This window comes from Mesorhizobium sp. C372A, from assembly GCF_030323245.1.
GTDB lineage: Bacteria > Pseudomonadota > Alphaproteobacteria > Rhizobiales > Rhizobiaceae > Mesorhizobium.
On sequence record NZ_CP100475.1, the window covers coordinates 3,269,748 to 3,293,548 of the forward strand.

Here is a 23,801-nt window from a genome sequence, read left to right on the forward strand (position 1 = left end):
GCTGCACTTTCAGTTTCGAGGAAACATACAATTTTAGTAATGGCGCAATCACCTACCATCGGCCCGAAATCAGCCCTTCAAAAGCAAGGCTACGGCGGCAAAAGCAACGACACCGAATTATCGGCTATTGCGGCGGACCGAATATCCCCATCTGCGCGTCTCTGGCCACTGCCTCCGCCTTGCCGTAGATGCCACTCGCCAGGGCCGTCGCCCAGCCATTGGAAACAAGCCAGGCGCCGACATCCTGCTTGCCCAAGCTGCACGGTGCCGCAATGGCAAAACGATCGATTTCCGGCGGCACGACGCATTTCAGCGCCCGGCCGCGCAGCCAGGAATTGAACGTCGCGCGCGCACGCTGGCCGCAAGGCCAGGCGATGCCACGAAACGAACAGGTCTCATCCAGGTCAATGCCTTCGATCCCGCTGATGGCTACCTTGCGCCCTACGGATTCGAAGGTTGCCGACGAGGTGGCAACCGGTTGGTACAGCAGGACCTCTTTCCAATCCTTTGGCATCCGCATCCCTGCAGGCGAAGCCAGACCAAGGTCGCTGAGCGGCAGGCGCGGCTCGACCCGTTCGATTTGCGCCGGATCAAGCTGTGGCGGCGCGATAAGGTCCTGAGCAATCTTGCGTGCCCGTCCTCGCCATGGCGTATTGGCGACGGTCGCAACTGGTCGCATTGGCTGGCTATCGTCGATGGATTGACGCGGCGCTGGTATCGGCCGATCGATGGGAAGCAGATCGGCGGCCCGGATGATCAACAAGACCCCGGACAGGAGCAGCAGGCTTCCGAGCAATATCAAGCGATTGTGCCTCAGCCAGCCCATCAACTCAAGCAAGGTTCCTTGCCCCTCAATACCCCGATGTCGATTTGGCGACCAGCTTGAGTGCACCTTTTCGAACCTGGTAGAAGGGCATGGATCGCTCACTGGAGCCATCCGCCCGAAACCGGAACAGGCCGGTCGATCCGCGAAATCCGCTCCGATTTTCGAGCACCTGCTTGCTGAAGCCGTCAGGCCCGGCCGAACTTGCAATTCCTGCTGTCAGGGCGACCATATCATAGGCGTAGGCGACATTGGCGTCGGCTGGATAATTGTAGGTCGTCTTGAAGCGGTCGGCGATCGGGCCGGTTTCGGTTGGGTCGAGCGTGGCGATATAGGAGCCTTCAAACAGCGGCTCCATCGGATGTTCCAGCCAGCGGTTGGTTCCAACGACGGCAATTGCTTTTCCAGGAATGCCTTTCGTTTTGAGCGCCGCAAGGATCTGCGCCGGATTGTCGTCGCCGCTGGCGATGATGATGGCGTCGGGAGCCTCGACCAGCGAGCCCACATCATCGACCACTTTGGTGCCGCCGTCGCCGGCCGGATACGGAATGGTGACGGCGAGCGTCGCGCCATAGATGCTGAGACTGTTGGCGACCCGCTTTTCAACCACGCTGGCATTCGCGCCCGCCGCAACGAGCAACACGAACTTCTTGCTGCCTTTGACCGCCAGGCCGGCTGCGCCCGCGGCCGCGCTGTCGGCCTCGTTGAGGCGCACCGCATAGACGCCTGGGCCGCCAGCGAAATTGTCGGCCAGCGCCAGCACCGGCGGCCGCTTCGATCCCGAGAGCTTGGCTATGTGCTGCGCGGCCGCGAGTTCGACCGGGCCGATAACGATCTTAGTTCCAGTGGTGATCGCCTTCACAGCCAATTCGCTGGCGTGCGCGCTGTCGCCCTTGGTGTCCTCGACCGTAACCGTGAGCAGTGCGCTGCCAAGGTCGGCCATCGCCAGCTTGGTCGCATCGAGCATCTTCCGGCCGTTTTCGCCGGCGTTGCCCGGGGCCGACAAAGGCAGCAGCATCGTGACCTTCGTCGACCCGGTGCCGAGCGATTGCGTCGCCTGGGCGGGACCGGCAACGGCGCCGGTGACCGGCGCTCCAGGTGCGGCGATCGCCGCCGGGTCGAGCGCGTCCGAGACGCTGCCCTTCGACTGGCAGCCCGACACTATGCCCGCGAACGCAAAGACGATCGCCCACGTCCACGAACCGTGTCGCTGCCGGCCAGAATCCATGATGCCTCCCTCATATCCCGCCGGGTATTTGTCCCGGTCTCATCCGTTCATCTTACGGCAGACTTGCCTCGCCGTCTTTGCAATTGCTGGATTATGGCTCAGCCGTCGAAAAGTCTTGCCCGGAGCGCCTTGATCATTCTGGCTTGCCCGGCGCTTCGATAGTCCGTGCATTTCATGTATCGCGGGCCCGGCACGAACAGTCGGCGCACACAAATCCGCCTCGCCGGGGCAGGGGCACCATCGTCTCCTGCTGTCGGGAATGCGGAGAATCCGAACGTCGCCACCGGTAGCGGGCCGGCCACCGCAAAACCTTCTCTCGCCAGGATTGCGCGCGCATGCCGGCAGTAGCGGACCGAAAGTTCGGAGAACCGGGTTTCACCGTGCCCGGCGCGATATTTCATGACGGTCGTGCAAAGATCGCCTTCGGCAAGGCTGTTTGCCTGCGCCAGATATCTGACGCCGAGCGCGATGTTGGTCGCAGGGACCGCGAGTTCGTCGAGCGAACCGCGAAAGCCAAGCATTCGCGCCGTCGCCGGCATCACTTGCATCAACCCGACTTCACCATCGGCGCCGTGCACATCGGGATCGAATCCGCTTTCGATCTCCATCACCGCGTGCGCCAGCACCGGCTCCAGGCCGTAGAGCGATGCCTGGCACGTCGCGAACGCCTTGAATGTCTCGCGCGTCCATTCCGGAGCGACATCGCAGCGAACCGGCCGCGTCAAGCCGGACGGAGCTTGCTGCTCGAGGGCAGGTCGTTCCAGCCAGTTGGCACGGGCTTCAGGGGCAAAAACGGCCAGTGCGATCGCTCCGGCAATCGCTCTCGACAATCTTCCACGGGCGATCATCGTCAGCCTGTCGGCGCGACTTGATCCCTTTCGGTCAGTTCATGTACTCGACCATGCGGTCGTGGAAGCACTCGCACTTGTTGAGCGTGTCCTCGTCCTTGTAGTTCGTCTTGAGGTAGCCATAGGCCATGCCGCAGGCGACCTTGGCTTCCGACGCCCAGACGAAGGCGGGGCGGGACGAATTGATCCATTCCGAGCTGTTGGCGACGGCCACCGACTCGTCCATCAGCTTGACCACCTGGACCTTGAGATCGACGATGTTGTCGTTCAACACCAGGTTCGATGTGCCGACGGTCCGGCAATAGTCGGCCACCGGCCCGTCGATGATGTCGGCGGCATAGCCCGTCGATCCGACTGCCAGAAACAGCGTCGCAGCGGAAACCAACAGTCTTACGGAACGTTTCATGATGAGATCCCCTCTGTATTCCTAATCTCTAATACATAGCATAGTCGCGTGGCCCCGCACCATGCTCCTAGACCACGTTTGCCGTTGTCGTATGCTGCGTCACTCCGTCATCGTAGAGCAGGGTGATCGTGTTGGCGACGGGTGCGTTCGTCAAGGTGGCCACGTCCACGAAATTGGCGCCGTTGGCCAAACCGTCGGCGTCGACGCTGAGAGTGTTCGTTCCCGCATTGTAGTTCACGAAGTCGCCGACATTGGCCCCTCCGGCGGCTGTATCGAACAAGGAGGTAAGGTCGATGATGTCGCCATGGCCGCCGACTCCGCTGTAGTCAGCGATAAGATCTTTGATGTCGAGGTGCTCGAGCTTGAACGTATCGACGCCTATACCACCGGTGAGCGTGTCCTGACCGGAACCGCCGATCAGCAGGTCGTTGCCGTCGCCGCCGAACAGTATGTCCGCTCCCGAGCCGCCGTAAAGCGTGTCGTTACCGGAGTTGCCCGACAAGGTATCATCGCCGCGTCCGCCGGAGAGGATATCAGCCTGGAGATTGAGTCCATTGAGGGTGTCGTTACCGTCCTCGCCGAGCAGCGTGGTTTCTGTCGCGGTCGTGGTGTGAGTGTCCACGCCCGAAGTTCCTTGCCAGGTGCTGAGATCGGGCGAAAGGTGTGCCGTCACTGACCCGGCAATTGGGTCGCCGTCACCGTCGGTTGCCGTGACCGGGATCGAGATGTCGAACGGTGTGACGGCGTTGGCGGTCGTGTAGGTGACCGGGCCTAGCTTGAAGTCATTCGAGCCAACATTGGCCGAAATTTCGATTGCGCTGAACGGGTCTGAATTTGCAACCACGGTAAAGGTGTCGCCTTGCGCGAGACCGGTGATCGTCCACGTTCCGTCCCCATTGTTCGTTGCGGTCGGAGTAGCTCCGCCGGAGCCGTTGACGACAGTGACCAAGGCGCCGAGGGCCGTGCTTTCGCCGGTAACATCACCTATGTAGGTGTTATCATAGTCGGCGTTGACCGGGCGGATCGTTATCGAAACCAGGCCCGGTCCCGAGACATTGCCAATCCCCTGTGTATAGCTAGCCACCTCGTAGTGATCCGTATAGTGGGTTCCCGCCCCGATGCCCGCGGGGGTTCCGGCGATGGTGCCGTCGGTGGTTGCATTGCTGACGAAATCGAAGCGGATCTTCTCACCAGGGCTGATGCTGTTTCCGCCATCGACGCCCCAACTGCCCGTGCTGGTGTTCACGGAATTGGGGCTGTTGGCGGTTGCAAGCAGGTCGCTGGTTGAGCCGATGGAGTCCAGGACAATCGCTTGGTTGTTGCCACCGCTTGGCGAGAAGTTCGCCGTATTGAACTGGTTGCCGGCAAACATCGTCGCGGCCTGGGTGTATGTCCAAGTATCTGTCGCCGGGTTCAGGGTCGCCGTGAAAGCGAGGTCGCTGCCGTTCGCGGCCGAGGTCCGTCCCTCCACAGTATGCGTATCGACGACGTGGAAGAAGACCTGCTCGCCATTCAGGAATATGTTTGTGCTGCCTGATGTGACGGCCGCGCCTTCGGTCACGTTGAACACGACATTGCCAACGCCGTCAGCACCGGCGCTCGCCGCGAAATTGATGCTCTCCGTCAGCACCGTATGCGTGGTGTTTTCCACGAAGATGCCATCCGGCTTGAATGGCAGCGGAACGTCGTCCAGGACCGTCAGATTGACCGATCCGGAAACATGATCACCGCTGGTGTCGGTTGCCACCACCTGAAGCCCGTTGATGGTGACGTTGCCCGAGCCGGCAAGATGCTGGAGCTGGTCGGTCAGTGTCGCGGTAACGACGGGTGTCAACGAACTGTTGGCGCCGGCGCTTGTGTTTGACAGCGCCAGATAGACGAATGCGCCGAGGTTCACGCTGCCGGCCGTTTGTATCAGACTGCCGACGAGTTGGTTGCCGACGAGCGCCCAGCTGATTGTGTATCCAGAGGCTAGGCCAGAAACAGTCGGCGCCACCCAGTTTGGATCGCCGGTCGGGTTGGCGAATGCAACATTAATGGCTTCGCCGGTCGTGGTGAAGGTGATGCCGCTGATTGCTTGCGCCGTCTCGCCGCGACTGCTCGGATTGGTGCCGGTCACGGCCCCAGCTTGGAGATCCGCGGGCGCCGAGGCATCGAGCGTGGTGTCGAGCGCGGCTTCGTTCAATGTCAACGACGCTGTCCCGCCACCCGATGGAACGGTGTTGGTCTGCACATTCAGGGTCACCGTGGCCGTCGAAGTGTCGCCGTCACCGTCCTTGATCGTGTATGTGAAAGAGTCCGAGCCGATATAGATGCCCGTCGGCGTGTAGGTGAACGTTCCATCGTTGTTGTAGGTGACGGTGCCGTGAGCACCGTTGGTGGCGGTCACCTGGCCGCTGACCGGATTGTTGTCGGTGTCGACGCCATCGGCTCCGAATTTGTCGTTGTCCAAGAGACCAGCGAGAACCGTTGCACCTGTGATGGTCGGAGCCCAGGTGTCGTTCGTGGCCGTCGGCACGTCGTCGGTGACGTCGATGGTGATGGTGTTGGTGATCGTGTTGCCGTTGGCGTCGGTGGCCTGGTAGGTGAAGCTCTCGACGTTGTTGACGGTGTTGGTGCCGTTGTTGGCGTCGACGCCGTCGACCGGCGAGGTCAGCGTGTAGCTGTAGGTGCCGTTGGCATTGAAGGTCAGCGTGCCGTGCACGCCGGTGGCGCTGCTCAGCAGTGCGTAGGTGTAGGGACCGGTGCCGCCCGACACATTGTCGACGACAGTGCCGGCGATGGTCTCGGCGGTGCTCGACGGGTTGCTGCCGATCGGCAGCGCCGCCTCGTTGACCGTCAGGTCGTCGTTGGAAGCGGCCAGGCCGCTGTCGGACAGGTTGATGGTGAGCGTCGTCGTCGACAGGTCGCCGTCGCCATCCATGATGGTGTAGACGAAGGTGTCCGTCGCGCCGCCGACCGGGACCACGTTGGGCAGGCCGTCATAGCTGTAGGTGCCGTTGGCGTTCAGCGTCAGCGTGCCATAGGTGCCGGGAATGCCCGCCCCGCCAAGCCCGCCGCTCACCGGCACTGCGGTGTTGCTGCCGGCGGCTACGCCGACAACCCCGCTACCGGCGGCAAAGCCGTCGGCGCCGGCCACGTCGTTGGTCAGCACGTTGCCGGTCACGATGGCGCCCTCGGCAGCATTGTTGCTGTTCGAGACTGCCGTCGGCACGTCGTCGGTGACGTCGATGGTGATGGTGTTGGTGATCGTGTTGCCGTTGGCGTCGGTGGCCTGGTAGGTGAAGCTCTCGACGTTGTTGACGGTGTTGGTGCCGTTGTTGGCGTCGACGCCGTCGACCGGCGAGGTCAGCGTGTAGCTGTAGGTGCCGTTGGCATTGAAGGTCAGCGTGCCGTGCACGCCGGTGGCGCTGCTCAGCAGTGCGTAGGTGTAGGGACCGGTGCCGCCCGACACATTGTCGACGACAGTGCCGGCGATGGTCTCGGCGGTGCTCGACGGGTTGCTGCCGATCGGCAGCGCCGCCTCGTTGACCGTCAGGTCGTCGTTGGAAGCGGCCAGGCCGCTGTCGGACAGGTTGATGGTGAGCGTCGTCGTCGACAGGTCGCCGTCGCCATCCATGATGGTGTAGACGAAGGTGTCCGTCGCGCCGCCGACCGGGACCACGTTGGGCAGGCCGTCATAGCTGTAGGTGCCGTTGGCGTTCAGCGTCAGCGTGCCATAGGTGCCGGGAATGCCCGCCCCGCCAAGCCCGCCGCTCACCGGCACTGCGGTGTTGCTGCCGGCGGCTACGCCGACAACCCCGCCACCGGCGGCAAAGCCGTCGGCGCCGGCCACGTCGTTGGTCAGCACGTTGCCGGTCACGATGGCGCCCTCGGCAGCATTGTTGCTGTTCGAGACTGCCGTCGGCACGTCGTCGGTGACGTCGATGGTGATGGTGTTGGTGATCGTGTTGCCGTTGGCGTCGGTGGCCTGGTAGGTGAAGCTCTCGACGTTGTTGACGGTGTTGGTGCCGTTGTTGGCGTCGACGCCGTCGACCGGCGAGGTCAGCGTGTAGCTGTAGGTGCCGTTGGCATTGAAGGTCAGCGTGCCGTGCACGCCGGTGGCGCTGCTCAGCAGTGCGGTAGGTGTAGGGACCGGTGCCGCCCGACACATTGTCGACGACAGTGCCGGCGATGGTCTCGGCGGTGCTCGACGGGTTGCTGCCGATCGGCAGCGCCGCCTCGTTGACCGTCAGGTCGTCGTTGGAAGCGGCCAGGCCGCTGTCGGACAGGTTGATGGTGAGCGTCGTCGTCGACAGGTCGCCGTCGCCATCCATGATGGTGTAGACGAAGGTGTCCGTCGCGCCGCCGACCGGGACCACGTTGGGCAGGCCGTCATAGCTGTAGGTGCCGTTGGCGTTCAGCGTCAGCGTGCCATAGGTGCCGGGAATGCCCGCCCCGCCAAGCCCGCCGCTCACCGGCACTGCGGTGTTGCTGCCGGCGGCTACGCCGACAACCCCGCCACCGGCGGCAAAGCCGTCGGCGCCGGCCACGTCGTTGGTCAGCACGTTGCCGGTCACGATGGCGCCCTCGGCAGCATTGTTGCTGTTCGAGACTGCCGTCGGCACGTCGTCGGTGACGTCGATGGTTGATGGTGTTGGTGATCGTGTTGCCGTTGGCGTCGGTGGCCTGGTAGGTGAAGCTCTCGACGTTGTTGACGGTGTTGGTGCCGTTGTTGGCGTCGACGCCGTCGACCGGCGAGGTCAGCGTGTAGCTGTAGGTGCCGTTGGCATTGAAGGTCAGCGTGCCGTGCACGCCGGTGGCGCTGCTCAGCAGTGCGTAGGTGTAGGGACCGGTGCCGCCCGACACATTGTCGACGACAGTGCCGGCGATGGTCTCGGCGGTGCTCGACGGGTTGCTGCCGATCGGCAGCGCCGCCTCGTTGACCGTCAGGTCGTCGTTGGAAGCGGCCAGGCCGCTGTCGGACAGGTTGATGGTGAGCGTCGTCGTCGACAGGTCGCCGTCGCCATCCATGATGGTGTAGACGAAGGTGTCCGTCGCGCCGCCGACCGGGACCACGTTGGGCAGGCCGTCATAGCTGTAGGTGCCGTTGGCGTTCAGCGTCAGCGTGCCATAGGTGCCGGGAATGCCCGCCCCGCCAAGCCCGCCGCTCACCGGCACTGCGGTGTTGCTGCCGGCGGCTACGCCGACAACCCCGCCACCGGCGGCCAAAGCCGTCGGCGCCGGCCACGTCGTTGGTCAGCACGTTGCCGGTCACGATGGCGCCCTCGGCAGCATTGTTGCTGTTCGAGACTGCCGTCGGCACGTCGTCGGTGACGTCGATGGTGATGGTGTTGGTGATCGTGTTGCCGTTGGCGTCGGTGGCCTGGTAGGTGAAGCTCTCGACGTTGTTGACGGTGTTGGTGCCGTTGTTGGCGTCGACGCCGTCGACCGGCGAGGTCAGCGTGTAGCTGTAGGTGCCGTTGGCATTGAAGGTCAGCGTGCCGTGCACGCCGGTGGCGCTGCTCAGCAGTGCGTAGGTGTAGGGACCGGTGCCGCCCGACACATTGTCGACGACAGTGCCGGCGATGGTCTCGGCGGTGCTCGACGGGTTGCTGCCGATCGGCAGCGCCGCCTCGTTGACCGTCAGGTCGTCGTTGGAAGCGGCCAGGCCGCTGTCGGACAGGTTGATGGTGAGCGTCGTCGTCGACAGGTCGCCGTCGCCATCCATGATGGTGTAGACGAAGGTGTCCGTCGCGCCGCCGACCGGGACCACGTTGGGCAGGCCGTCATAGCTGTAGGTGCCGTTGGCGTTCAGCGTCAGCGTGCCATAGGTGCCGGGAATGCCCGCCCCGCCAAGCCCGCCGCTCACCGGCACTGCGGTGTTGCTGCCGGCGGCTACGCCGACAACCCCGCCACCGGCGGCAAAGCCGTCGGCGCCGGCCACGTCGTTGGTCAGCACGTTGCCGGTCACGATGGCGCCCTCGGCAGCATTGTTGCTGTTCGAGACTGCCGTCGGCACGTCGTCGGTGACGTCGATGGTGATGGTGTTGGTGATCGTGTTGCCGTTGGCGTCGGTGGCCTGGTAGGTGAAGCTCTCGACGTTGTTGACGGTGTTGGTGCCGTTGTTGGCGTCGACGCCGTCGACCGGCGAGGTCAGCGTGTAGCTGTAGGTGCCGTTGGCATTGAAGGTCAGCGTGCCGTGCACGCCGGTGGCGCTGCTCAGCAGTGCGTAGGTGTAGGGACCGGTGCCGCCCGACACATTGTCGACGACAGTGCCGGCGATGGTCTCGGCGGTGCTCGACGGGTTGCTGCCGATCGGCAGCGCCGCCTCGTTGACCGTCAGGTCGTCGTTGGAAGCGGCCAGGCCGCTGTCGGACAGGTTGATGGTGAGCGTCGTCGTCGACAGGTCGCCGTCGCCATCCATGATGGTGTAGACGAAGGTGTCCGTCGCGCCGCCGACCGGGACCACGTTGGGCAGGCCGTCATAGCTGTAGGTGCCGTTGGCGTTCAGCGTCAGCGTGCCATAGGTGCCGGGAATGCCCGCCCCGCCAAGCCCGCCGCTCACCGGCACTGCGGTGTTGCTGCCGGCGGCTACGCCGACAACCCCGCNACCGGCGGCAAAGCCGTCGGCGCCGGCCACGTCGTTGGTCAGCACGTTGCCGGTCACGATGGCGCCCTCGGCAGCATTGTTGCTGTTCGAGACTGCCGTCGGCACGTCGTCGGTGACGTCGATGGTGATGGTGTTGGTGATCGTGTTGCCGTTGGCGTCGGTGGCCTGGTAGGTGAAGCTCTCGACGTTGTTGACGGTGTTGGTGCCGTTGTTGGCGTCGACGCCGTCGACCGGCGAGGTCAGCGTGTAGCTGTAGGTGCCGTTGGCATTGAAGGTCAGCGTGCCGTGCACGCCGGTGGCGCTGCTCAGCAGTGCGTAGGTGTAGGGACCGGTGCCGCCCGACACATTGTCGACGACAGTGCCGGCGATGGTCTCGGCGGTGCTCGACGGGTTGCTGCCGATCGGCAGCGCCGCCTCGTTGACCGTCAGGTCGTCGTTGGAAGCGGCCAGGCCGCTGTCGGACAGGTTGATGGTGAGCGTCGTCGTCGACAGGTCGCCGTCGCCATCCATGATGGTGTAGACGAAGGTGTCCGTCGCGCCGCCGACCGGGACCACGTTGGGCAGGCCGTCATAGCTGTAGGTGCCGTTGGCGTTCAGCGTCAGCGTGCCATAGGTGCCGGGAATGCCCGCCCCGCCAAGCCCGCCGCTCACCGGCACTGCGGTGTTGCTGCCGGCGGCTACGCCGACAACCCCGCCACCGGCGGCAAAGCCGTCGGCGCCGGCCACGTCGTTGGTCAGCACGTTGCCGGTCACGATGGCGCCCTCGGCAGCATTGTTGCTGTTCGAGACTGCCGTCGGCACGTCGTCGGTGACGTCGATGGTGATGGTGTTGGTGATCGTGTTGCCGTTGGCGTCGGTGGCCTGGTAGGTGAAGCTCTCGACGTTGTTGACGGTGTTGGTGCCGTTGTTGGCGTCGACGCCGTCGACCGGCGAGGTCAGCGTGTAGCTGTAGGTGCCGTTGGCATTGAAGGTCAGCGTGCCGTGCACGCCGGTGGCGCTGCTCAGCAGTGCGTAGGTGTAGGGACCGGTGCCGCCCGACACATTGTCGACGACAGTGCCGGCGATGGTCTCGGCGGTGCTCGACGGGTTGCTGCCGATCGGCAGCGCCGCCTCGTTGACCGTCAGGTCGTCGTTGGAAGCGGCCAGGCCGCTGTCGGACAGGTTGATGGTGAGCGTCGTCGTCGACAGGTCGCCGTCGCCATCCATGATGGTGTAGACGAAGGTGTCCGTCGCGCCGCCGACCGGGACCACGTTGGGCAGGCCGTCATAGCTGTAGGTGCCGTTGGCGTTCAGCGTCAGCGTGCCATAGGTGCCGGGAATGCCCGCCCCGCCAAGCCCGCCGCTCACCGGCACTGCGGTGTTGCTGCCGGCGGCTACGCCGACAACCCCGCCACCGGCGGCAAAGCCGTCGGCGCCGGCCACGTCGTTGGTCAGCACGTTGCCGGTCACGATGGCGCCCTCGGCAGCATTGTTGCTGTTCGAGACTGCCGTCGGCACGTCGTCCGGTGACGTCGATGGTGATGGTGTTGGTGATCGTGTTGCCGTTGGCGTCGGTGGCCTGGTAGGTGAAGCTCTCGACGTTGTTGACGGTGTTGGTGCCGTTGTTGGCGTCGACGCCGTCGACCGGCGAGGTCAGCGTGTAGCTGTAGGTGCCGTTGGCATTGAAGGTCAGCGTGCCGTGCACGCNGNTGGCGCTGCTCAGCAGTGCGTAGGTGTAGGGACCGGTGCCGCCCGACACATTGTCGACGACAGTGCCGGCGATGGTCTCGGCGGTGCTCGACGGGTTGCTGCCGATCGGCAGCGCCGCCTCGTTGACCGTCAGGTCGTCGTTGGAAGCGGCCAGGCCGCTGTCGGACAGGTTGATGGTGAGCGTCGTCGTCGACAGGTCGCCGTCGCCATCCATGATGGTGTAGACGAAGGTGTCCGTCGCGCCGCCGACCGGGACCACGTTGGGCAGGCCGTCATAGCTGTAGGTGCCGTTGGCGTTCAGCGTCAGCGTGCCATAGGTGCCGGGAATGCCCGCCCCGCCAAGCCCGCCGCTCACCGGCACTGCGGTGTTGCTGCCGGCGGCTACGCCGGACAACCCCGCCACCGGCGGCAAAGCCGTCGGCGCCGGCCACGTCGTTGGTCAGCACGTTGCCGGTCACGATGGCGCCCTCGGCAGCATTGTTGCTGTTCGAGACTGCCGTCGGCACGTCGTCGGTGACGTCGATGGTGATGGTGTTGGTGATCGTGTTGCCGTTGGCGTCGGTGGCCTGGTAGGTGAAGCTCTCGACGTTGTTGACGGTGTTGGTGCCGTTGTTGGCGTCGACGCCGTCGACCGGCGAGGTCAGCGTGTAGCTGTAGGTGCCGTTGGCATTGAAGGTCAGCGTGCCGTGCACGCCGGTGGCGCTGCTCAGCAGTGCGTAGGTGTAGGGACCGGTGCCGCCCGACACATTGTCGACGACAGTGCCGGCGATGGTCTCGGCGGTGCTCGACGGGTTGCTGCCGATCGGCAGCGCCGCCTCGTTGACCGTCAGGTCGTCGTTGGAAGCGGCCAGGCCGCTGTCGGACAGGTTGATGGTGAGCGTCGTCGTCGACAGGTCGCCGTCGCCATCCATGATGGTGTAGACGAAGGTGTCCGTCGCGCCGCCGACCGGGACCACGTTGGGGCAGGCCGTCATAGCTGTAGGTGCCGTTGGGCGTTTCAGCGTCAGCGTGCCATAGGTGCCGGGAATGCCCGCCCCGCCAAGCCCGCCGCTCACCGGCACTGCGGTGTTGCTGCCGGCGGCTACGCCGACAACCCCGCTACCGGCGGCAAAGCCGTCGGCGCCGGCCACGTCGTTGGTCAGCACGTTGCCGGTCACGATGGCGCCCTCGGCAGCATTGTTGCTGTTCGAGACTGCCGTCGGCACGTCGTCGGTGACGTCGATGGTGATGGTGTTGGTGATCGTGTTGCCGTTGGCGTCGGTGGCCTGGTAGGTGAAGCTCTCGACGTTGTTGACGGTGTTGGTGCCGTTGTTGGCGTCGACGCCGTCGACCGGCGAGGTCAGCGTGTAGCTGTAGGTGCCGTTGGCATTGAAGGTCAGCGTGCCGTGCACGCCGGTGGCGCTGCTCAGCAGTGCGTAGGTGTAGGGACCGGTGCCGCCCGACACATTGTCGACGACAGTGCCGGCGATGGTCTCGGCGGTGCTCGACGGGTTGCTGCCGATCGGCAGCGCCGCCTCGTTGACCGTCAGGTCGTCGTTGGAAGCGGCCAGGCCGCTGTCGGACAGGTTGATGGTGAGCGTCGTCGTCGACAGGTCGCCGTCGCCATCCATGATGGTGTAGACGAAGGTGTCCGTCGCGCCGCCGACCGGGACCACGTTGGGCAGGCCGTCATAGCTGTAGGTGCCGTTGGCGTTCAGCGTCAGCGTGCCATAGGTGCCGGGAATGCCCGCCCCGCCAAGCCCGCCGCTCACCGGCACTGCGGTGTTGCTGCCGGCGGCTACGCCGACAACCCCGCCACCGGCGGCAAAGCCGTCGGCGCCGGCCACGTCGTTGGTCAGCACGTTGCCGGTCACGATGGCGCCCTCGGCAGCATTGTTGCTGTTCGAGACTGCCGTCGGCACGTCGTCGACGATGTCTATGACGATCGCCGCCGGGGCTGACGAGGAGGTGCCGTCCGACACGGTGAGCGAGAAGGTCTCGGTCTCGGTGACGGCGGGAACGTCCGTGGTCGGACTGGTCAGCGTGTACTGGTAGGTCGCTACGCCAGTTACCGCGTTGTAGCCGGTGATCAGCAGCGTGCCGTGGTCGCCCGGGAAGGTCGAACCGTTGAGGCTGCCGATGGCAACCGTGGTGCCGCCGATGGTGACGCTCTGGACGTCGTCGAGGCCGTCGGGGTCCGATACCGTGAAGGTGCCGGTCGCCACCGTGCTGCCGTTGCCGGCCGCCGAGCCCGCCGCAAGGCCGGCTTCATAGACCAGGTCGTGCGCGCCGGCCGGGTTGCCCTGGTCGACGACGATCTGCGGCACGTCGTTGGTGCCGTTGATGGTGATGGTCAGGGACGCCAGAGCGGTATCGCCGTCGCCATCCGCCACAGCATAGTCGAAGCTCTCGGCCACGGTCTGGCCGACATCCAGCGCCTGTACCGCGGCATACCCGGCCGGGTTCTGGGCTTGGGTGTAGAGCACATATGTGTAGCTGCCGTCGGCGCCCACCGTAAGCTGGCCGTAGGTTCCAGCAACGTGGTTGGCAACGGCGCCGTCCCAGGTGATCGAGCCCAAGCCGTCGGTGCCGAGGTGATCCGCGTGGCCGTCGGTTGCGTTTGCGTCGGCGCCACCCACGCCCGTGATCACATTGCCGTCTGCCGTGAGCGGCCCATCTTCGGTGACCGAGTCCTGATCGTTGACCGCAACCGGGCCATCATCCTGGAATTCGATGCTCAACGCGACATGGGATACGGCGGTGCTCGTGTCGCCGTCGAAATCGGTGATGGTGGCCTTGACGTGCAGGTCGGCGGCGACGGTCGCTATGTCGTCAAAGGCTGCGGTGCTTGAACCGTCGACATTGTGAGCGATCGGCTGATATTGCCCGATCCAGACCGCTCCGGTCGGATCGACATAAACCTTGAAGACGTCGACGCCGTTGGCAGAACCAACGAGAACGCCGTCCGCATTTGTCGAGAGCATGATCGCCGAGCCGTCGAGTGTCTTCAGGCCGGAATCGACGTTTGACAGCGGATTGCCAATCGCGTCGGTGACGGCAAACGAGAATGTCGCGTCGTCATCGGCGCCGACCGAGGCGTTGAAAAGGCCGAGCGCGCTGGCTGACGATTTTGCGTAGCCCAACGCCCCCGGCTCGTCCACCAGAGCTGGCGGGGAGAGAGCGGTGTCATCCGCCGGATTGGGATCTGCGGCGTTGTTGACGCCGGCGGACTCGTCGTGGCTGACCCGGAAGACCTCGGTCTGCGTTGTGACTGTCGTGACCTTGGCTTCGATGCCGAAGATCTTGAACGGGTTGCCGCCAGTCAGGGTCGCATCGGTTCCGCCAGCGTTGGAATCGAAGGTAAAATCGTTGTAGTTGCCCACCTTGAGCTGGTCGAACGGGGTGCTGCCGATGACCTCGACAGTCGCACCATCGGGCACGCCGGCGAAGGCATAGCCCACCTGCACGCCGCCCTCGAAGACAGCCGTGCCGGCCGTCAGCACACCATTGATGCTCACGGTGAACGGCTCGAATGTGCCACCGTCCTTGGCGCCGATGAACATCACGGCGGCTTCGACACCCTGGGCTTCCGCAACATCGATCGTGAACTTGACCGAGTCGACGTCGTATGAACCACCGTCGGTGATGCTGGGCGGATTCGGATTGTTGGGGGCGATGACAAGATTGTTGACGAAGTCCATCGTCACGATTTCGGGGCCGGTCAAATGCGGATGGGTTTCGTATCCGTCGATGATCTGGCCGTCGCCAACGCCGATCTTGGTGCCGGTGGTGTTGACGGAATTGTCGCCTTCGTTGATGTCGACGGCGCTGAGCTTGATGTCGTGGTTGCCTGCGCCATCCATGCCGCGAACATCGGTGTTGCCTGCCTGCAGCGTGTAGACGATCGTTTCGGTCGTGGTTGTGGTCGTCGTGCCGGCATCCCGCGCGACGATCTGCGGAACGTCGTCGAGCACCTGGACCTTGAATGTACCAGCCGCCAGTCCGATGGTATCGCCGTCACCGTCCATGGCAACGACAAAGGCCGAAAGATCGATACCGCCATTGGCAAGCGTATTTTCGGTGTTGTCGCCCGGGAGCATATCCAGAGTCGGATGATCGATCTGATCGATCAGGGTGAAGACATAGGAGCCGTCCGCACCGACGGTCAGGGTGAAAACAGGACGATCCGTGCCCGCCTGATAGCCGGCGCCGGCGCCTACATCGACATAGCCGGTCAGGGTCGTGCCGTCGGAGACGATGAGGACATTGCCGCCTTTCGAATCAAATCCCGAATCCGATGGGGTGGTTTGGGTGACAAGGCCGAAGGCCGAAGTCGCATTCGGGCCGTCAGAGCCGAAGTCGACGATTGCATTCAATGCGCCGGCAGCACCGATGGCAACCGCGGAGTTTGTTCCGGTCACTTCGCCAGGCTGAAGATTGTCGGCATTTCCGGTGGACTGGCTGTTGTGCAGACCGTCTTCGTCGACATTCGCGGTGACCTGGGCGGTGCCAGTAACCTTCGGCCCGTCATCGTCGAAGGAGAATGCGGAGCCTTGGCCGTTGATCAGGTCGACGGTCGCCTTCTCTGTGATGGTGTCGCCGTCGCCATCCTGGCGCGTTACCTCATATTGCAGCTGAACCTGGCCGCCATTGGTCAGCGACAGATTGAGTTCGGAATCGAACTTGTTGCCGTCGGCGCCATGGTTGAGCGCTTCGTAGAGCGTGGTCTGCAGCTGCTCGGCGCCAGGCGCCCCGGTGATCGCGATGGTCAGAACCTGATCGCCATGCGTGTCGCGGCCGACGATCACTCCTCCTTCGAGGAAGAGCGTGACGGCGCCGCCGTCGGTGGCGGTGAGATTCGTGGCAAGGCCACCGGCCGGAATGCCGGTAAAGCTCAGATTCCCGGTAACGGTACCAGGACCGTCCGAACCATAGCTGCCGCCGACAGTGAACAGATTGGTCAGTCCGCCTGCTACCGCGGTGTTGACCTGCGCCAGGCCCGGACCGGCATCATCCGTGTTGGCGTTGCCGCCGGCATCTTCGGTCTCGCCGATAGCGCCATTGTAGCGATCCGCGCCAACCGTCTCGTCAAGCTCGACGGAAAGCAGGCCAGCCGCTCCATCGTGGGCGCCGACCGTTAGGCTTGGCCCATCGTCGTCGAAGGAGAATGCGGAGCCTTGGCCGTTGATCAGGTCGACGGTCGCCTTCTCGGTAATGGTGTCGCCGTCGCCGTCCTGGCGCGTTACCTCATATTGCAGCTGAACCTGGCCGCCATTGGTCAGCGACAGATTGAGTTCGGAATCGAACTTGTTGCCGTCGGCGCCATGGTTGAGCGCTTCGTAGAGCGTGGTCTGCAACTGCTCTGCGCCGGGCGCGCCGGTGATCGCAATGGTCAGGACCTGATCACCCTGCGTGTCGCGGCCGACAATCACTCCTCCTTCGAGGAAGAGCGTAATGGCCCCGCCGTCCGTGGCAATGAGATTCGTGGCAAGGCCACCGGCCGGAATGCCGGTGAATGCCAACTGCCCGGTCGTGCTGCCCGGTCCGTCTGCACCGTAGACGCCGCCAACGGCGAATAGCGAAGAAAGGCCACCCGCCAGGCCGGTCGTCACCTGGGCCAGGCCAACGCCGTCATCCGTGTTGGCGTTACCGCCGGCATCTTCAGTCTCGCCGCTATTGTAGCGGTCGCCGCCGACCGTCTCGTCGAGTTCGACCGAAAGCAACTGTGCCGCTTGCGCAGTTGCCTGGACCGAAAGCGTTGGGCCGTCGTCCAGCACACCAATATTGAGGGTCGCGGTGGCCGGATCATTGTCTGTGTCTGTAACCACGACGGCAAAGCTGTCGGAAACCCCCTCGGTCGTTCCGGTCGATGAGTTGTCGTGATGATCAAGAGTGTTGTCGGCAAGGGTATAAATCCAGCTATAGCCGTTCGTAGGATTGCCGGTGACCACGAGCGTGCCGTATTGCCCGGCAACGCTGCCGCCGTTGGTCACGTCCACACCGTCAATGACAAGCGTCCCGATGCCATCACCCGAGACGATGTTGAAGGTCCCTGAAACCTGCTCGGCGGTGCTGGCCGGGTCCGTCCCGTCGGAAAGCGCGGCCTCGTTGACGACAAATCCGGAGCCAATGTCGATTGTCGGCGTCGTATCTTCTTCCCTGACCCCGATCGTCAGCTCACGCGGCTCCAGCCGTCCAAATTGCAGGTCCGTCGGCGGCAACAATGCGGAAAGATCGAAGCCGTCGCCGATACCACCTGGGGGAATGGTGAAGTCGCCGCCGGCACTGCCTGGGGCGCCGCCCGGGCCGGCCGAGATCGAACCATCGGCACCGAAGGCGACATCGACGTGGCTCGCTTCAAGAGCGGCCAGCAAGGCCACGCGCGGAACTTCGACATCACCGATGATGAAGGTCGGCACGTTGAGCGCGCCATCCTTGATGAGGATGACTGAACCGTCGGCCTGTTCCAGCAACAGATTGTGGCCGTCGACCTTGATGTTGTCGATGGAGACGTCCGCCGGAAGCTTCACGATGTTGCTGGCGTCGGCCACGTATTCATGCGGCGCGGCTGCCGCCGGCGCTTTCGCCTCCGCGGGTGCTGCCGGCTGAACGGGTGCGCCACTGCCGACATCGACCGGCACCGGCTCGGCAGGCGCCGCCTGAGCGGCCTGCGCTACCTGGATGCCTGCCTGCGATGGCGAGCCGCCATGTTCATGTGAAGAGTGCTCGTCCCAAGAATTCGAGACGGTATCCAAATCGTTACTGGTCGTCATCGCCAAACCCCTCCGGCATTTCCCGGATAGAGACAGTGACGACTTCTGCTTTGCAACTGTCCCGCAATCAATTTCATATATCCCGGTATGCAAGTCTCGGCATTTTTTACGTGTGGTAAACCCGGAAGATATAATCTGATATACATTGACCGCGCCGCGCTTCGTTTATATCCGCCGGCTGAGCTGGATTGGTAAACAGAAGTATAAGTTTGAATAAAGTTTTACACAAAATAGGTATTCCCGATTGAAGGAAACTTATCCACCTTCCTTTCCAGTAATTTGAGACAAGATTGGTACCGTCCACAGTCAAGAGGTGGGCGTTATGAAAAAAGAAAAATCTGCCCTGGGAATAACCGGGCTCAGGCTCATCCTGCTGGCAATGGCGATCACAAGCCTGCCGCAGCCATCATCCGCGAAAGCAATTACCGTGAATGCCGGCGCTGCCGCTGGAGTTCTGGCGGCGGTCGAAACCCCTTCCAGTCTCGGCGGCGTTTCGCTGGCTCGGCCGCAGCCATGGCAGCCGGTTTCAGCCTACCGGATCGGCATGATTTTCAGCAGCTCTGTTGCCGTTGATGAAAAGCGTGGTTCTTCGATCGCGCCGCCTGCCGCCGGGATCGACCTGATCCAGACGGCGGCGATCATTCCCGGCGTGTTCGGTTCTGTTGCCCTGTCGATGCGCAATTTCCCGGTTTCGGCGCGCTGGGCGCCGGTCTACAAGGCAATTGTCGACTGTACCGCGAGCAGCGCGTGCGAACGCAAGAACAGCGCCTTTGCCGAGATAGTCAAGGCAGCCGGGAACAAGCGCTTCATCGACAAGTTGTCCTTCGTCAACTCAAGTATAAATCGCGCCATCGCCTACAAGAAGGACAGCGTGGTTTACGGCAAGCTCGACTACTGGGCCAAGCCCCGGGAAATCCTTGAGCGGCGGGCAGGGGACTGCGAGGATTTCGCCATCCTCAAGATGGCCGCGCTGCTGCATGCAGGCATCCCGGCGCAGAGCATGTCGCTGGTCGTCTTGCAGGATCGCAAGCGCGGTTTCTTTCATGCCGTGCTGTCGGTCAGCACCGGCAGCGGCGTCTTCATTCTCGACAGTTTGAGCAATGTAGTTTCCCGCGACACAGACCTGCCGACCTACGTGCCGCTGTATTCGTTCAGCACCGATCGCGCGTGGATCCATGGCGCGAAGACCGGTTCTGCTCAAATAGCCGATATCAAGGGCGGCCTTTCGACGGTCGCGCCTGGTGAAGGTGTGCAGCCGTAAGCTCCCATCAGAGAGTCTTGAGCGCTCTATCTCTTGTTTGACGCAATTTTCCACGGAAACCGCTCACACTTTTCCCGGAATTGCTCTAGCCGCCGAAGACGAACGCCATCAGCAGTTCCGGCTCGACCACCGGCGCCCGCACCGCGCTCAGTTGACCGCGGTAGCGGCGGTCGCCGGCGCCTATGACGAAACCGGTCGCGACCGGCGTCTCGCCATTGGCGTCGAGCCTAGCGAATATGTCGGCGACATTGAGGTCCAGCGCCAGCTTGAGATCCTGGCGCGCGTCCTCGTTCGGCGCCACCGGCAATTGCCGCCGCACCAGTTGCTGGAACGGCGCATTGAAGGTCAGGATCTTCTTCGACGATGCCAGGGCAAAGGCCGGCGAGGGACATGCGACGAGAATGGCGCTGATGGTCTTGATCGACGCGAGCCTCTGCAAGGTGAGGTTTTGGTCGGCCAATCCACGCATGCAGGCTACGCGAATTGCCGATGTCAGGTTTCCGGCGTTGGCGTGGCCCTCTGCAATTTCCTCGATCAGTGTGCCGATCGTGCATTTGCGGCTTTCCGCCATCTGCTTCAGCGATGTCCAGAACGCCCGTTCCAGACGAATGCCGCGGCGCATGCCGCCACGCGCCACAACCCGGAACTCCAGTCCGAAATCCTCTGCCGCCAGCGGTGGCAGCAGCCGGTCGCGATCGGCAGGAAGGGAGACCGCGCTATCGCTCACTCATTGCCTCCTCTCGCGCCTTGTTGATCGGCTTCATAAGGTAGGTGAGAATCGTTTTGCGTCCGGTCTTGATGTCGACCGAACAGATCATGCCGGGGATGATCGAATAGGTCTTGCCGTCGCGTGTCAGGGTCGATTTGTCGGTGGCGACACGGACCTGATAATAGGGTTCGCCGGTCTTCTGGTCGACCAGGCTGTCGGCAGTGATGTTCGAGACCTTGCCTTCGATGCCGCCGAAGATCGAGAAGTCATAGGCGGTCACCTTGATCAGGGCATCCTGGCCCGGCCGGATGAAGGCGACGTCCCGCGGTGAGACCCGGGCTTCGACCAGCAGGGTCTCGGACGTCGGCACGATACCCGCGACGACCGCGCCGGGCTGGACGAAGGCGCCGACCGTATTGATGTCAAGCGTGTTGACGATACCATCGACAGGCGAACGGATATCGGTACGCGCCACCTTGTCGGTGGCACCGCGTATCGTCTCGTCCACCACCGAGAGATCGGCCAGCGCCTGCGTCAGATCGCTGAGCGCTTCCTGTTGCAGCTGGAGGCCAAGTTCGTCGACCTGAAGCTTGGCTTCCGTGATGGCAGACCTGGCTTTCTTGATGGTCTCTCCGGCAAGCGTCAGCTGACCATTGAGCTCGGTCTGCTCGCGCTCGACGCGGAGCTGCTCGGTTCGCGCCATCAGGCCCTTCTTGACCATCGCTTCGACCAGCTTCGCCTCCTGGTCGCTGACGGCCAGGTTCTTGGTGAGGCGATCGGCATTGGCGTTGGCTTCGTCGAGTTCCTTCTCACGCTGATCGAGGCGCGACTTGAGAACCGACAGTTTGACTTCGAAGTTGTCGCGCCGCGCGATTAGCAGCTTCTGCTCGTTGTCGCAGATTTCCGGCGCCACCTTCTGGATCTCGGGCGGGCAGGGAAACGCGCCCTCTAGACTTCCGGTCTGTTCGAATTTGAGCCGTGCAATGCGCGTCTGCAATGCCCGCGCCTTGGCCTGCTGCTCGCCAAGGCTGGAAGTGTTGAAGGTGTTGTCGAGACGAATGATGAGGTCATTCTTCTTGACGACCTGACCGATCGTCACGGCGATTTCCTGAACCACGCCCGGCTCGCTGGCCTGGATGATCTGGGTCTTCGACGCCGGTATGATCTTGCCGTCGCCGCGTGCGATTTCATCGACCTCGGCGAAGGATGCCCAGGCTACCGAACTCGCAAAAAGCGCTCCGATAATGAATATCGAAGCCGACGCAAAAAGCGGCGGACGGTCTTCCCTGGCTAGCATTTACCACGTCCCAACGTGCTGTGTTCACGCATAATTCTGTTCGTCAGGCGCTTGTTTTCTGCAGCGCTTGTATCACCTGGTCTTTCGGTCCATCGGCAACGATCTTGCCCTGCTCGATGACGATCAGGCGGTCGGCCAGCTCGAGCATGCTGAAGCGGTGCGTCGATACGATCAGGGTCGTGTTGCGATCGAAAGCCACTTTGAGCTGCTTGATCAGCTGGCGCTCGGAAGCCAGATCCATCGAGCCGGACGGCTCGTCCAGGAACACGATTTTCGGTTTGGTCAGCAACAGGCGGGCAATTGCCATTGTCTGCCTCTGACCGCCCGAGAGATTGGTGCCGCGCTCGCCGACATTCATGTCGTAGCCTCGCGGATGGCGGGAGACGAAGTCGTCGACGCCGGCAGCCTTGGCCGCCTCGACGATCTGCTCATCGGTCGCCTCCGGGCACGCCATCAGGAGATTTTCCTTGATGGTGCCGGAAAACAGATCGTTGGCTTGCGCGACGATCCCGACCGCGGCGCGAACCTCAGATGGGTGGTATTGGCGGATGTCGATCCCGTCCAGCAGCAGCTCGCCGGAGGTCGGCAGGAAAAGCCTGCCGATCAGCCTCCCCATGGTCGTCTTTCCCGAGCCTATGCGGCCGATGATGCCAATCCGCTCACCGGGCTTCACCGAGAAATTCAGGCCGGTCAGCACTTCGTTTTCGGAACCCGGGTAGACAAAGCCGACGTTCCTGAATGCCATTGCACCGTTGCGAATGGGGCGGTTGACGAAACCAACCGTGTCCGGCCGATCCTCAGGCTGCGCCATGATCGAATTCACCATTCGCAGGGACAGCATCGCCTGGCGAAGTCTGGACAAGGTGATCGCAATCTGCCCAAGCGGGGCCACCGCCCGGCCCGCCAGCATGACGGTGCCGATGATGGCGCCGGTCGAGACATGCCCTTCCGAAAAGGCATAGGCGCCGGCCACGATCAAAGCGACGGTGACCATCTGCTGGATGGCTTGCGTTATGTTGCCGGCGGCAGCCGAAAGCTGTTTGATCTTCTCGGACGTGTTGGATGCGTTCTTGGAATGCTCCGCCCATTTTCGCAGAAGGTACGCCTCTGCCCGCAGCGATTTGATCGTTTCCAGCGTGGAGATGGATTCCACCAGCAGGGCCTGGCGCTGCGAAGCCTCGTTCATGGAAGCGGCAACGCGTTTGCCGATGCGCCGTTGCGTGATCAGCCCGACGATCACCGAGGCGACAAAGGCAATGGCCGGTATGACGACCAGCCAACCGCCTATCGCATAGATGACAAGAAGAAAGACGAAGACGAAGGCTGTGTCGATGAAGACGCTGATGGTGTTCGACGTGAAAAACTCGCGCACGAACTCGTACTGGGTCACCCGATTTGCATATTCGCCGGTTGAGCCGGGCCTTGCCGACAAGGACGAGTTCAGCACCTTCTCGAAAAGCATATAGGAGATGCGAAGATCGGCCTTGCGCCCGGCATAGTCGATCAGTGACGCTCTGGCGGTCTTCAAGAGCAGGTCGAACAGAATGACCGCGCCGATCCCGATCGACAGCACCCAGAGCGTCGATATCGCCTTGTTCGGCAAGATCCTGTCGTAGACGTTCATGGTGAAGATCGGTGAGGCAAGAGCCAGCAGATTGATGAATACCGCCGACAGGATGACCTTCGAATAGGTGCGCCAGAACGGCCCCATCGTGCCGGTCAGCCAATGTCGCCGCTCGATCTTGGCCGCCGAACCGACGCTCATCGCCTCTACTGCGTTGGCATAGGTTATCGAGAAGGAAACGCCGCCACTTATATAACTTCCGGAAAACTCGGATTTGCTAATTGTGGTGCGCCCGTCTTCCTGGGGAGCGGTCGTAAATCCACCGTCCTCGGTCTGGGCAAGCAGCGCAACCGGCAACTGGCTGACGCGAAACAGAATGGCGGGAAGGTCGATGCGTCCGCGAAGAAAGTCGCGATGGCTGAATTCCGTGATTTCAAGACCGATGCGTTCGGCAAGATGCCGGATGGCGTCGATATCGATGCGGGTGTCTGACAGCGGCACGCCGGCAAACAGCACGGTCTCGGAACTCGGCCTGCCGAGGTACCCGGCAACAGCGGAGAAGCAGGCCTTGAACGCCTCTTTTGGGGAGAGGATTTTGGGTTGTGGGTTCACGATCAGCCCGCAGGACTATC

The 23,801-nt window shown here is 63.1% G+C and carries 12 protein-coding genes and 3 pseudogenes; 2 read left to right on the forward strand and 13 right to left on the reverse strand.

What is annotated here, in order from left to right; genetic code table 11:
- Positions 1 to 124 precede the first annotated feature (124 nt).
- From NLY42_RS15585 to NLY42_RS15605, 5 genes are all read right to left on the reverse strand, one after another.
- Entirely contained in the window at positions 125 to 838 is a 714-nt protein-coding gene (locus tag NLY42_RS15585; protein ID WP_245263536.1) for a thermonuclease family protein, read from the reverse strand.
- 13 nt (positions 839 to 851) lie between these two features.
- Positions 852 to 2,051, reverse strand: a complete 1,200-nt coding sequence (locus tag NLY42_RS15590) for an ABC transporter substrate-binding protein (protein ID WP_023754501.1) — start codon at positions 2,049 to 2,051, stop codon at positions 852 to 854.
- Positions 2,052 to 2,149: 98 nt separating this feature from the next.
- Positions 2,150 to 2,899, reverse strand: coding sequence for a lytic transglycosylase domain-containing protein (locus NLY42_RS15595; protein ID WP_023754500.1), 750 nt, complete (start codon positions 2,897 to 2,899; stop codon positions 2,150 to 2,152).
- Positions 2,900 to 2,933: 34 nt separating this feature from the next.
- Positions 2,934 to 3,305, reverse strand: a complete 372-nt coding sequence (locus NLY42_RS15600; RefSeq protein ID WP_023704351.1) for a hypothetical protein — start codon at positions 3,303 to 3,305, stop codon at positions 2,934 to 2,936.
- 67 nt (positions 3,306 to 3,372) lie between these two features.
- Entirely contained in the window at positions 3,373 to 7,401 is a 4,029-nt protein-coding gene (locus NLY42_RS15605; RefSeq protein WP_286497574.1) for a beta strand repeat-containing protein, read from the reverse strand.
- A 41-nt stretch (positions 7,402 to 7,442) separates the two neighbouring features.
- Here NLY42_RS15605 and NLY42_RS15610 point away from each other — a divergent pair, with 41 nt between their 5' ends.
- Positions 7,443 to 7,631, forward strand: coding sequence for a hypothetical protein (locus NLY42_RS15610; RefSeq protein WP_286497575.1), 189 nt, complete (start codon positions 7,443 to 7,445; stop codon positions 7,629 to 7,631).
- Between the two features lie 2 nt (positions 7,632 to 7,633).
- Here NLY42_RS15610 and NLY42_RS32010 read toward each other — a convergent pair.
- From NLY42_RS32010 to NLY42_RS15630, 5 genes and pseudogenes are all read right to left on the reverse strand, one after another.
- A pseudogene (locus NLY42_RS32010) lies at positions 7,634 to 7,912 on the reverse strand (hypothetical protein); the annotation flags it as partial.
- Between the two features lie 79 nt (positions 7,913 to 7,991).
- A pseudogene (locus NLY42_RS31810) lies at positions 7,992 to 8,465 on the reverse strand (cadherin-like domain-containing protein); the annotation flags it as partial.
- Positions 8,377 to 11,394 carry a beta strand repeat-containing protein gene (locus tag NLY42_RS15620; protein ID WP_502882205.1) on the reverse strand — a complete coding sequence of 1,006 codons (3,018 nt, stop codon included), beginning with the start codon at positions 11,392 to 11,394 and terminating at the stop codon, positions 8,377 to 8,379. The gene NLY42_RS15620 and the pseudogene NLY42_RS31810, both read right to left, overlap by 89 nt.
- Before the next feature lie 4 nt (positions 11,395 to 11,398).
- Positions 11,399 to 11,947 (reverse strand): annotated as a pseudogene (locus tag NLY42_RS15625) (cadherin-like domain-containing protein); the annotation flags it as partial.
- Positions 11,859 to 18,338 carry a DUF5801 repeats-in-toxin domain-containing protein gene (locus NLY42_RS15630; protein ID WP_286497540.1) on the reverse strand — a complete coding sequence of 2,160 codons (6,480 nt, stop codon included), beginning with the start codon at positions 18,336 to 18,338 and terminating at the stop codon, positions 11,859 to 11,861. The pseudogene NLY42_RS15625 and the gene NLY42_RS15630, both read right to left, overlap by 89 nt.
- A gap of 322 nt (positions 18,339 to 18,660) precedes the next feature.
- Here NLY42_RS15630 and NLY42_RS15635 point away from each other — a divergent pair, with 322 nt between their 5' ends.
- On the forward strand, positions 18,661 to 19,599 hold the full coding sequence (locus NLY42_RS15635; RefSeq protein WP_023687774.1) for a transglutaminase-like cysteine peptidase: 939 nt from the start codon (positions 18,661 to 18,663) through the stop codon (positions 19,597 to 19,599).
- Positions 19,600 to 19,684: 85 nt separating this feature from the next.
- Here the strand turns inward: NLY42_RS15635 and NLY42_RS15640 are convergent, their stop codons facing one another.
- The 3 genes from NLY42_RS15640 to NLY42_RS15650 are packed head-to-tail and all read right to left on the reverse strand — an operon-like array spanning position 19,685 to position 23,781.
- Complete coding sequence (locus tag NLY42_RS15640; RefSeq protein ID WP_023754496.1) at positions 19,685 to 20,326, reverse strand: ribbon-helix-helix domain-containing protein; 642 nt, start codon at positions 20,324 to 20,326, stop codon at positions 19,685 to 19,687.
- Entirely contained in the window at positions 20,316 to 21,605 is a 1,290-nt protein-coding gene (locus NLY42_RS15645; protein WP_023744453.1) for an HlyD family type I secretion periplasmic adaptor subunit, read from the reverse strand. The genes NLY42_RS15640 and NLY42_RS15645 overlap by 11 nt, the downstream gene beginning before the upstream one ends.
- A gap of 43 nt (positions 21,606 to 21,648) precedes the next feature.
- Complete coding sequence (locus NLY42_RS15650; RefSeq protein WP_023691465.1) at positions 21,649 to 23,781, reverse strand: type I secretion system permease/ATPase; 2,133 nt, start codon at positions 23,779 to 23,781, stop codon at positions 21,649 to 21,651.
- Between the last annotated feature and the right edge of the window lie 20 nt (positions 23,782 to 23,801).